Genomic DNA, 12,406 nt, shown 5'->3' on the forward strand with positions numbered 1-12,406 from the left:
TACTTTTGTGGTACATAACATTCTGTACTATATAGTGAAGGAGATACTTAAGAGGACGTTGGTTCGTATGTTGATTTGTTGCGTTATTGCCTTGTTATTTTGTATAACGGGGAATGCGAAGGTACCCTATATTCCTAAAATCATCAATTATTCCGTAAGTGATTACAAAGCGGGAAACCAGAATTGGGCCGTCTCCCAAGGTCCGGGAGGAAAGATGTATATTGGTAATAACCGGGGGCTTTTGGTTTTTGACGGTATTCACTGGGATCTTGTGAAATTACCGAATAATCTAGGTGTCCGTGCTTTGTATATATCGAAGGACGGACGTATTTATGTCGGCTCTTTCGAGGAGTTCGGGTATTTTGAGATGGATGATGAGAATGATCTGATTTATCATTCACTCAGTTCGTCTGAGATGAACGTCTATCTTAATAATGATGAGTTCTGGACGATTAATGAATATAAGGGTGAGATTTATTTTCAATCATTCCGGAGCTTTTTTATTTATGACGGGGAAAAAGTAAGAAAAGGTGTATCCGACCTATCTCCATTGTATATTTTCACATTAGACGATCATCTATACGTTCAGTTCATGGAGGGAGGAAGCTTTTGTCGAATGGATGACGGCCAGTTTACAGAGTTACTATCGAAAAAGGTTTTGGAGGATGATGTGGTTTCGGTCTTGCCATTTGATCATCAGCTATTATTGGTCTCGGCTCGTAGTGGATGTTTTATCTATGATGAGGTGCGTAAAAAATTGTCTGTGTGGAATACACCAGCCAATGAGATATTAAAGGAAGGGATCGCAAACCGGGGAGTCATGATGAAAGATTCTACTTTTATTGTGGGTACGATTTCTAATGGGGTTGTAGCGATTAATAAGCAGGGGGAAACTTTGTGGCATATCAACCGGGAGAATGGCTTGATTAATAATACGGTATTGAGAGTATTTGCTGATAATTCGGATAATTTATGGGTTACATTGGATAATGGTATCGCGCAGATACATGTAAATTCTCCGATCTATTTTTATGAACCGCTTGAGGCCCAGATTGGTATGGTGCATGATATGGTGATAGAGAAGGGTATTGTTTATTTAGCTACGAACCAAGGTCTTTATGCGTTATCTGAGAATGATAGTTATCCAACCTTGATTCCCGGTACTCAAGAACAGACATGGTATATCTCCGATGTCGGAAATCAACTGATTGCCGGACATAATACAGGTACCTTACAGCTAGAGGGCCGAAAAGCTACTCAGATACCGGGGCCCAATGGAGGGGGTACCGCATTACGTAAGACAATTATCCATGGAAAGGAAGTTTTACTCCAGATGTCTTACCGTCCACTCAGTGTTTTCACCCGGGATATGGTTACTAATCGTTGGAAATTTAGCCATAATGTAGAAGGATTCTCTAATTTGATCAAATCGTTTGAGGTTGACCCTACCGGCAATATATGGGCTAGCCATATGTATAAAGGTATCTATCGTCTTCGCTTGAATGAGGATTTGAGGAGCGTGAAAGAGATGGAGTATATCGGAAAACTGGAGGGAGGTAATGAGAGTGGTACGATTAATGTAATGAAATTACGCGGACGTATTGTTTTCTCGGATGGGAGTAAGTTTTATACTTATGAGGATTTGACTGGAAAGATCGTTCCTTATGATTTGTTGAATGAGGATTTTCCCGAGTTAAGCGATACCTATCGAGTTGTTTCCTTGAATAATGATTTATATTGGTTTATCCGGAATTCGGAATATGTATTGTTAGGATATGAGTCTGGGCGATTCCAGTTAAAACAGCGTATTCCTTTTACTTTGTTTGATAATCCGACCATAGAGGATAGGGGAAATATTTATGTGGCTTCCGACGGGACGTCTTATTTTTGTCTAAACGGGGGGATCGCTCGTTATGACAGATACCGGAATTATGTGGATACGACTCGAGTTCCATTAAGTTTGTCGCAGGTAAGGGCCTATAATCGGCATGAAAATGAGTTCGCTCCGCTCCCTTGCAAGGGAGCGGACGCACCGGAAGCCGGTGCGTCCGTATTGAGTTATAGCTATAATACGATTCTTTTTAAGTTTTCGTATCCGGATTTTACGGGGCGCCGTTTCCTGATCTATTATAAACTGGACGGGTTTGATAATGAATGGATAGAAGGCACCAGTAATTTTCAACGGACTTATTCTAATTTACCGTATGGTAATTTTGTGTTACATGCGGTTGTGAAAGACGATCGAGGAAAAGAGCTATCTTCTCTGTCTTATCCATTCAAGATCGAACGTCCATTTTATAGCTCTTGGTGGGCGCTGATCATCTATTTTGCTTTGTTTTTATGTATACTGGTCGTATTAGTGAGAATGTATACGATGTGGATTGTCATGCGTGAGAAAAAAGTTAACGAGGAGCAAAAGAGATTGCAAGAAGAGCAATTGAGGGCGCAAGAGCAATTAATTGTCAAGCTAGAGAATGAAAAATTAGAAAATGACCTTACTTATAAGAGTAAGGAATTAGCCAGTGCTACTTTGTCTGTTATCTCTCATAATGATTTCCTTGAAGGTCTAAAAAAGGAAATACAAGCTCAACAATTATCGGGAAGTTATACGAAACGATTCTTCGATAAGCTCATCCGCATGATCGAAGAGAATATATCAGGCGAGGATGAATGGGCCATTTTCCAGACTAATTTCGATCGTATCCACGAAAAGTTCTTTACGAATCTAAAAGAGCGGTATCCCGATTTGACTCCGGGCGATTTACGATTATGCGCTTTATTACGTTTGAATATGCCAACTAAGGATATGGCTCGTATGCAAAATCTTTCCGTACGTGGTATCGAGGCGGCGCGCTATCGATTGCGTAAAAAACTAAATCTACCGGAGGGGCAAAGCTTGGTAGATTTCATGATCCAGTTCCACTAAGAAATTTCATAGTTATGAATGAAAAATATCATAACTATGAAATAAGAAAATCATAACTATGAGTTTTCCTTGTCATTTTTGTGTTCCCATATTTAGTGAGATGTGTTTAATAACATATAATGTTCTCCTTTTGAATTAACAAATGTATTATAACTGAAAATAAGATAATTAATATGTATTGCAGTAGTATAAAAGTAGTAATTTTCTGCTTGCGCAAGGCTTGCAGTAGTGTTGAAGTATACAAAAATTTGCCCTTTTTTAGGTTTGGGTGTTCATTTGCTTCAAATTTAATAATGAGTGTAAAAACAAATGTTCAACTTTAAAACTAGAATGAATGAAAGCTAAATTAATGCTTTGTTTATGCCTGTTACTTGCTGCGACTACTATGTTTGCGCAGAATCTGACAGTTACTGGTGTGGTAACTGAAAAGGCCACAGGATACCCGGCTATCGGGGTAAGTGTTTTGGTTAAGGGTACGACGAATGGTACCATAACCTCTATGGATGGAGACTATACTTTGAGTAATGTTCCCAAGAACGCAACTTTAGTATTTAGTTATGTAGGTATGACTACACAAGAAGTTCCGGTTAACGGACAGACTGTAGTAAATGTTCTTATGAGTGAGGATACGCAAAACTTGGAAGAGGTTGTCGTTATCGGTTATGGTACGAGTAAGGCTAAGGATTTGACAGCGCCAATTGCCGTGATCAAGGCTGATGAGATTACGAAACATGCGACATCATCTCCGATGAGTGCTTTGCAAGGAAAAGTGCCGGGTGTGCAGATTACGAATAGTGGCCAGCCAGGTTCCGGTCCTTCCGTACGTATTCGTGGTATCGGTTCTATGAATACGGATAGCCAACCTTTGTATGTTGTAGATGGAATGTTCTTTGATAATATTGATTTCTTGAATAATAGTGATATTCAAGATTTGTCTATTTTGAAAGATGCTTCTGCCGCTTCTATTTATGGTGTACGTGCGGCGAATGGCGTAGTCTTGGTTACGACAAAGAAAGGTGCGTTGAATCGTCCTGCTACGGTTACTTATGATGGTTATGTTGGCTTTCAAAAGGCTACGAATGTATTGAAAATGGCTAATAGTGAGCAATATGCGACTATGATCAGTGAGATGGGTAATGAAACCTTACAGGCTGTTGTAAATAACGCTAAAAATGTTTGGGGAACACTTCCGAATACAAACTGGTATGATGAGATCTTACATACAGCTTTAACTCACAACCATTCTTTAGACATTTCTGGAGGTACTGAAAAAGCTACTTATTCTGTGGGTACCTCTTATTTGTATCAAGATGGTATCTTGGATTCTAAAAATGATTACTCTCGTTTCAATTTGCGTACGAAAGCGGATTATAAGGCTTTTGATTGGTTGAAAGTAGGAGCTAACGTTGTTTTGAGCAACTCTACGCAAAACTTGCCAAACGGCGAGGTTTGGTTAGCAGCTTTCCGTACACCGGGTATTATTCCTGTATATGATGAAAATAGCTCCTTGAATCCGTATCCTACGAAATATGGTTCTCCTGCCCAAATCGGTTTGAGTGAGTATTACTACAATCCGGTTGCTCAAGCGGAGTATTATGATTCTAAAAATTCAATGTTGCGCGTAATGCCTTCTTTCTATGCGCAATTCGACTTCTTGCCGGAGAATAAGTTATTCTTTAAAACGGCTTATAGCCAAGATATCAATGTTATTCAGACAAGAGCTTATACTCCAGAATTTTTGGTTGGTGGAACTCAGTTGAATTCGACTCCCCTTTTGAATAAGAAGAATGATATTTATCACAGTTGGATTTTAGATAATACATTGACCTATACAGATACGTTCGGTGATCATGGTTTAACCGCGATGTTGGGTCAATCCGTACGTGAAGAGAACTGGCGTAACCTATGGGGAGAAGCTACAGGTGTTCCGGGCGGACACGAGGAATATTACTATTTGAATCAAGGTAATGCGGATGGACGTAAAACTGGCGATGACGGTACGACTTATCGTGGTGTTTCTTGGTTCGGTCGTGTATCTTATGATTATAAAGGCAAATATTTATTGTCTGCTACAATGCGTGCTGATGGTTCTTCCAAATACCAAGAGAAATGGGGTTATTTCCCTTCTGTAGGTGCTGCTTGGAATATTTCAGAAGAAGGATTCATGAAAGATCAGAAATGGGTTGATTATCTGAAATTACGTGCGAGCTGGGGTAAGTTAGGTAACGATAAGGTTGCGGCTAGTGATGGTTTCGCTTCCATTACGCAAGATATGGGTACCTCTGGTATATTTGGAGGAAGCGCTGTTCCTGGTTATACGAACTTGGTTTATTTTAGTTGGTTAGGTTGGGAAGTCGTGAATGAGACGAACGTCGGTTTAGATTTTCGTACGTTGAATAGCCGTTTGACAATAGAGGCAGACTGGTATTATCGTTTGACTCAAAATGCCGTGATCGACGCTCCTCTGCCAATGGGTGCTGGTAACTTATTAGGTAACAGAGGTGAGATTTTGAATACAGGTGTTGAGTTGTCTTTTAACTGGGCTGATAAGATCGGTAAAGATTTCTCTTACTACATTGGAGCAAACTTGACAACCTTGCACAATGAGGTAAAAGATTTGAATGGTTTATCTTATTTATATGGTGGTTCTGCGGAGTTCCGTACGATTTCTCAAGTTGGTGGTGAGTTGAATGCTTACTATGGATATGATATTGAGGGTGTTTATCAGAATGCCGCAGAGATCGCTGCTGATCCGATTGCTGTAGCAAATGGTTTGGAGCCCGGAGATTTCAAGTATGTTGACCAAAATAAGGATGGTAAGATTGATAATAAAGACCGTGTAACATTGGGTTCTTATATCCCGAACTTCAATTACGGTATCAACTTAGGATTCTCTTACAAGAATTTCGATTTCTCTATGGTTATGCAAGGTGTAGCTGGAAACCAGATCGTAAACCGTAAACGTGGTGACCGCCGTTGGCACTCTGAATTGAACTATGACTTAGATCAGTTCGAGAATCGTTGGACAGGTGAGGGTTCTACTAACGAATATATGTCTGCGAAAGGTTCTGTAAAACCTTGGAATATCTCTAACTTTAACTCATTCTATGTAGAAGATGGTTCTTATTTCCGTATTCAGAATGTACAAGTTGCTTATACATTCCCGAAGAAAGACTTTGGAAAATTCAAGATGCCGAGCATTCGTTTGAGCTTGACTGCTGATCGTCCTTTGACTGTTTTCAAGGCAAACAGCTTCAGCCCAGAGTTGGGTAGTAAGAACGAGAAAGGTGAGATAGCATCTTCTTCTTATGGATTTGATGAGCGTGTATATCCTTTAGCATCTTCTTATACGTTAGGTCTTCGTATTATTTATTAATCTTTAAATGCTAATCAGAAGTATATGAAAAATATATTAAAAAAACAGATTTTATGGGCTATCCCTTTAGCCTTTTCATTGCTGACATCCAGTTGTAGTGATTACTTGGATAAGCTTCCAGAGAATACTGTAGAGGTAGAGGGTATTGATTATACGAATAAATCGAATATGTATATGCCTGTTTCCGGTGTATATGCGACCGCTCGTGGTTATCTGGGGTCTTGGTCCTCGTATGGATGTATCATAGTTCGCGGTGACGATGTGAATAAAGGAGGATCTCCTACGGACCAGATTGAGTATGAGTATGCTAGTAAATTCCAGTATGATCGTTTGACTACTTTCTGGGCATTAAGTGGCCTTTGGGGAAACTGCTATTATGTTGTCTCTACTTCTAATTCAGCATTGGAGTCTTTAGAGAATTATGCTAAACATTTGACGAGTGAGTCAGACAAGCAATTAAACGCTCAATATGCTGCTGAAGTTCGCTTTTTCCGAGCATATGCTTATTTCCAGTTGGTAAATTTATTTGGCGATGTGCCTCTTTTGTTAGACAATCAAGAACTGAATGTATTCAAGAATACGAAAGAGGATGTAAAGAAGTACATTTATGACGAGTTGGATTATTGTATAGCAAACTTACCGGCTATTCGTCCGAATGAGTCTGAGCATCCGGGAGCGGTTACAAAATATACCGCTGAGATGTTGAAAGCGAAACAGAAGATGTATGATAATGAATGGGATGAGGTATTGGCCTTGACCGAGGATATCGTCAATAGCGGAAAGTTTGAGTTGTATAATGATTTCTATGAGTTGTTTAAGATTCCGGGAAAATTGTGTAATGAGTCTTTGCTAGAGTATCAATTTACTGACTTTGGAAATGGAAGTGGTGATATCGTTTCTTCTGACAACTGGTTTGCGTTCCAAGGTCCTCGTGGAGAGGCTCCTATCTCTGGATGGGCATTTATTGAGCCGACTGAGAAAATCCGTAATTTATTCTCTAAACGTGGTGAAGCGGTTCGTGCGGAAACAACGTTCCTCATGACGGATGCCACTACTCGTGACGGTGATTATATTCCTGTCGCTCAACCGGGTGAACCGACTGCTTATAATGGAAAGGCTTATACACCGGCTAATCAAATGACTCCGGGACGTACTGGATATGGCGATAATAATAATATCCGTGTATTCCGTTATGCTGATGTGTTGTTAATGAACGCTGAGGCTAAAGTTCGTAAGGGACAAAATGGAGACGCTCCATTAAACTTGGTTCGCGAACGTGCTGGTTTAGCTCCGATTGCAAATGCGACTTTGGATCAAATTCTGGAAGAGCGTCAAGTTGAGTTGGCATTGGAATGGGGCGAACGTTTCTTCGATTTAGTCCGTACGGACAGAGCCACTCAAGAACTTCCGGGTTTTGTGAAAGGAGAAAGCGAATATTATCCGATACCACAGGATCAAATTGACTTGAATCCTAACTTAGAAGCTGAGCCTGTGCCTTTTGAGCCGGAAGTAACAGAGTAATATAAGATTCTCATTATTTACTAGACCTTTGTAGTTTGGCAAGGCGGTGTCAACCCGTTTGGCACCGCCTATTTTATCTCAAATCATATCGTTTATTTATATAAATATCAACATCATGAAACACATCGCATTACTAACTACTCTCTTATTATCCGCCAGCTTGCAAGCGGTGGAGAAACCTTACGACTATGTTTTCTTCGAGAATAGCTTGATGAAAGGGGATTACTTTTATTCTCAAGCGAAATATACCTCACCTTCTTGGATTAAAAATGCGAGACATCATCTTCCGGTTGCCGGCTCTGTCGCTTTTACACCCGGCAATTCCTTGGAGCTTACCTATGTATCCGCTCCCGGTGGAGATTGGTATAGCGAGATACAATATTGCCCGGTCCGTGGCAATGACTTCTTTCGTGAGCCCTCTACGCTCTCTTTACAAGTACAACTGAGAGAGAGCATGGATGCTGCCGCTCTTCCCAATATCGCTATTCGTTATGCGGACAGCACGTATACCCAATACCTAAACCTGAGAAATTATCTGAAAGATACACGTCCCGGCGTATGGCATTCCGTATCCATTCCTTTGAAGGATTTCGGATTAAACGCCGTGAACGATACGAACATCAAGAAATTAGCGGCCGTAGCCCTTCGTCCCGGTACGGCCGATGGAAACGAATATACGATTTATCTGGACGATATAGAGCTTTTGCCGGCTTCCCTCCCGTCGGTAAGTGCCTTAAACGCTCCGGTCTTGCAGGAAGCCAAGGCGTATGAGCGTCATATCGATATCAAATGGATTCCTCAATCGAAGGAGGATATAAAATACTATCGCATTTACCGTTCTTTCGACGGGATCACTTACCAGCCGGTCGCTGTCCGCCGCCCTTGGATGAATCGTTATACCGATTTCTTGGGAGAGGTTGGTAAAAAGGCTTATTATAAGGTGACGGCTGTGGATTATGCGCTGAATGAATCCAATGATTCCCAGACAGTCTCGGCCACTACCTATCCAATGACGGACGAGCAATTGCTGGATATGGTACAGGAAGCGAACTTCCGTTACTATTGGGAGGGAGCGGAGCCAAACAGCGGTCTTGCCCGTGAGAATATTCCCGGACGGAATGATATGATCGCTACCGGGGCTTCCGGCTTCGGTATCATGGCGATCGTGGCGGGTATCGAACGGGGATTTATCACCCGGGAAGAGGGCGTACAGCGTTTCTTGAAAATCACTTCTTTCTTGGAGAAAGCGGATAAATTCCATGGGGCGGTCTCTCACTTTATTGATGGGACAACCGGGAAGACGGTTGCTTTTTTCGGCCCGAAAGATAATGGAGGTGATTTGGTGGAGACCTCTTTCTTATTCCAAGGGCTGTTAACGGCTCGTCAATATTTCAACCAAGAGAATGACAAGGAGAAACAAATCCGTAAGAGCATCGATTCTCTGTGGAAGAACGTGGAATGGAGCTGGTATAAGCAATTTAAGGACAGCCCATATCTATATTGGCACTGGTCTCCAGATCAGGCGTGGGTGATCAATCATAAATTGATCGGCTGGAATGAGACCATGATTACCTATATGTTGGCTATCATGGGGCCGAAATACGGAATCTCTCCGGAGATGTATTATAGCGGCTGGGCCAGCCAAGAGGAGTATGCGCAAGAATACCGTGCCGATTGGGGACGTGTAGAAGATGGTAAGATGTATACGAATGGCAATACTTATTATGGGGAGAACTTGAAAGTAGGTGTCTCTAATGGAGGTCCTCTTTTCTTTATCCATTACTCCTATCTCGGGCTGGACCCACATAAGTTCACGGATAAGTACACGAATTATTTCGAGAACAACCAGAAAATGGCAAAGATCAATCAACGGTATTGTATCGAGAACCAAGGGGGGTATGTAGGTTATGGAGAAGATTGTTGGGGATTGACCGCCAGCGATTTCGCTTGGAACTATCAAGCTCAGGAGCCGATGCCGCACCGGGATAACGGAACGATGGCACCTACGGGCGCTCTGGCTTCTTTCCCTTATACGCCGGACGCTTCCATGAAAGCCTTGCGGAATTATTATCGTAACCATGGCAGCTTCTTATGGGGTGAGTACGGTTTCCGGGATGCTTTCAACTTGACTGTAAATTGGGTATCTCCCTTATTTATGGGATTGAATCAAGCGCCTGTAACGGTTATGATCGAGAATTACCGTACGAATCTGTTGTGGAACCTTTTCATGAGCCATCCGGATGTCCAAAAAGGTATCCAAAAGATTCAATCCATAAAATAATAATGCGACAAAAAACAACAATAACTTATCTTGAACATAATATGCTGGCATATAATAGAATAAATAGGGCTATCGCTTCTTGGAAAAAACATGTACGTGTTTTCTCGGAAACATGTACGTCTTTTTCGGAAAACACGTACATGTTTTTCCGGAAAGACGTAGGAGTTTCTAGCGCTTCCTTAAAAGCCTACAATAAGTGTATGCTCGTATCACTCCTTGCCTCTTTCTTCGCGGTCTCTACCGTAAACGCTCAAGTAAACGAGCGGGGAGATTCCGTGATCGTGATCAAGGGGCAGGTAAGCGATTACTATATTACCGTATCCCAAAAACATTTTCTGGAAGGTACGATTACCGGACCGGACGGCAAGCCCTTGGAAGGCGCTACGGTGATGTTCACGGCTAGCCCGGTTCATTATACCACCGATGCGACAGGCTATTATAAGATACAAGCAAGCCGCTACGATCATGAGTTATTCGTGTATTATCCGGGGATGAAGTACGCTTATCGCGCCTTTGGCGATAACGATACGAAAATAGATATCCGGATGGAGGCGGATCCTCGTGATGTACGGGTAAAAGCTCCTCAGCAAGCCACCCGCTGGTTCGACGCTACGGCCGATCATCCCTCTACCTATTGCAACCCGATGAATTTGAGCTACTGCTTCCGGGCGAATCTGCCGGATTTGGTGAAGAATGGCTCTTTCCGCTCTACGGCCGATCCGATGATGGTCATGTATAAAGGGGAATATTTCCTTTTCGCCACGAACCAAGCCGGATTCTATTATTCCAAGGATTTAAGCAATTGGGAGTTTGTATTCGCCGGTTTCCAACGTTATCCGGAAGATGACGACTTGTGCGCTCCGGCGGCTTTCGTAAGTGGAGATACCTTGTTCTATACCGGTTCTACCTATGCGGGATTGCCTATTTGGTATAGTACGAACCCGAAAAGCGGAAAGTTCAAGCGGTATGTGGAGAAAACGGCTCTTCCTAGCTGGGACCCGGCATTTTTGCTGGATGATGACGGACGTTTGTATATGTACTATGGTTCAAGTAATGAGTTCGCTTTGAAGGGAGTGGAACTGGATCGCCGTGATTTCCACCCGATCAGCAAGATCCAAGAGATCATGATGCTGCGCCCGGAAGAACACGGATGGGAACGTTTCGGGATGAACAATGACGATAGTACGACTTTAGCGCCTTTTACGGAAGGAGCTTTCGTGACCAAGCATAACGGTAAATATTATTTCCAATACGGTGCGCCGGGAACGGAGTTCAAGGTCTATGCGGATGGTGTCTATGTATCCGACAAGCCGATGGGCCCGTTCACCTACCAGAAACATAACCCGATGAGCTATAAGCCGGGAGGTTTCGTACAAGGTGCCGGTCATGGTGGTACTTTCGAGGATGCGTATGGCAATTACTGGCATGTGGCTACTTGCATGCTTTCTTTGAAATATAAGTTTGAGCGTCGTATTGGTTTGTACCCTACGGCATTCGATAAGGATGGCGTGATGTATTCGAACACCGCTTTCGGGGACTATCCTTTGCTTACGCCGAAAGGGAAGGTCGATGATATCGCGAATACGTTTTCCGGTTGGATGTTGCTATCGTATGGAAAACCGGTGATGGCCTCTTCCATGGATAGTACGTTAGTACCAGAGAATGTAACGGATGAGAGCATGCGTACTTTCTGGTCCGCCCGCTCGGGAGAGCCGGGTGAATGGCTCCAGATCTCTTTAGAGGGATTGAAAGAGGTACGTGCGATCCAGTTGAACTATTACGAGCATAGAGCCGTACAGCATAATAAGGCGATGGACTTGTATCATCAATATCGTATTTATCATTCTATAGATGGACAAAATTGGGAATTGGTAGTCGATAAGAGCGATAACGACAAGGACGTTCCGCACGACTATATCGAGTTGCGTGAGCCTTTGAAAACCCATTATTTGAAAATAGTGAACGAACATGTGCCTTCGGGCAACTTCGCTATGTCTGGATTTCGTATTTTTGGAAATGGTTTGGGAGAAGCTCCCGCCGCCGTTAAGAACTTAAAGGTGGAACGCTCAAAAGCGGATAAGCGGAATGCGATGATCACTTGGGAGCCGGTAAAAGAGGCGTACGCTTACAATATCTATTATGGTATAGCGCCGGATAAATTGTACAACAGTATCACGGTACTGGGAGATACGATGTACGATTTCAGGGGCTTGGATAAGGATACGGACTATTATTTCTCGATCGAGGCATTGGGAGAGAGCGGCCGTTCACCGATGAGTAAAGTATTGAGACGATAACTATT

Annotated in this window: 5 protein-coding genes; all 5 read left to right on the top strand. The window is 42.5% G+C overall.

From position 1 onward, the window contains the following. Window positions 1-67: 67 nt before the first annotated feature. The 5 genes from DW205_RS09705 (at window position 68) to DW205_RS09725 (ending at window position 12,401) form a co-directional block, all read left to right on the top strand. Complete coding sequence (locus DW205_RS09705; RefSeq protein WP_005863652.1) at window positions 68-2,926, top strand: triple tyrosine motif-containing protein; 2,859 nt, start codon at window positions 68-70, stop codon at window positions 2,924-2,926. A gap of 334 nt (window positions 2,927-3,260) precedes the next feature. Then, window positions 3,261-6,302 carry a TonB-dependent receptor gene (locus DW205_RS09710; protein WP_005863650.1) on the top strand — a complete coding sequence of 1,014 codons (3,042 nt, stop codon included), beginning with the start codon at window positions 3,261-3,263 and terminating at the stop codon, window positions 6,300-6,302. A gap of 24 nt (window positions 6,303-6,326) precedes the next feature. Next, on the top strand, window positions 6,327-7,823 hold the full coding sequence (locus DW205_RS09715) for a RagB/SusD family nutrient uptake outer membrane protein (RefSeq protein ID WP_005860289.1): 1,497 nt from the start codon (window positions 6,327-6,329) through the stop codon (window positions 7,821-7,823). A 115-nt stretch (window positions 7,824-7,938) separates the two neighbouring features. Continuing rightward, window positions 7,939-10,104, top strand: a complete 2,166-nt coding sequence (locus DW205_RS09720; RefSeq protein WP_005863648.1) for a glucoamylase family protein — start codon at window positions 7,939-7,941, stop codon at window positions 10,102-10,104. 140 nt (window positions 10,105-10,244) lie between these two features. Further along, complete coding sequence (locus tag DW205_RS09725) at window positions 10,245-12,401, top strand: family 43 glycosylhydrolase (protein ID WP_050776217.1); 2,157 nt, start codon at window positions 10,245-10,247, stop codon at window positions 12,399-12,401. The last annotated feature ends 5 nt before the right edge of the window (window positions 12,402-12,406 follow it).

It is taken from the genome of Parabacteroides sp. AM17-47 (assembly GCF_003434625.1).
Taxonomy (GTDB): domain Bacteria; phylum Bacteroidota; class Bacteroidia; order Bacteroidales; family Tannerellaceae; genus Parabacteroides; species Parabacteroides distasonis.

Coding starts and splice junctions, on each gene's coding strand:
- DW205_RS09705 (WP_005863652.1), top strand. CDS start 68: ATGTTGATTTGTTGCGTTATTGCCTTGTTATTTTGTATAACGGGGAAT.
- DW205_RS09710 (WP_005863650.1), top strand. CDS start 3,261: ATGAAAGCTAAATTAATGCTTTGTTTATGCCTGTTACTTGCTGCGACT.
- DW205_RS09720 (WP_005863648.1), top strand. CDS start 7,939: ATGAAACACATCGCATTACTAACTACTCTCTTATTATCCGCCAGCTTG.
- DW205_RS09725 (WP_050776217.1), top strand. CDS start 10,245: ATGTTTTTCCGGAAAGACGTAGGAGTTTCTAGCGCTTCCTTAAAAGCC.
- DW205_RS09715 (WP_005860289.1), top strand. CDS start 6,327: ATGAAAAATATATTAAAAAAACAGATTTTATGGGCTATCCCTTTAGCC.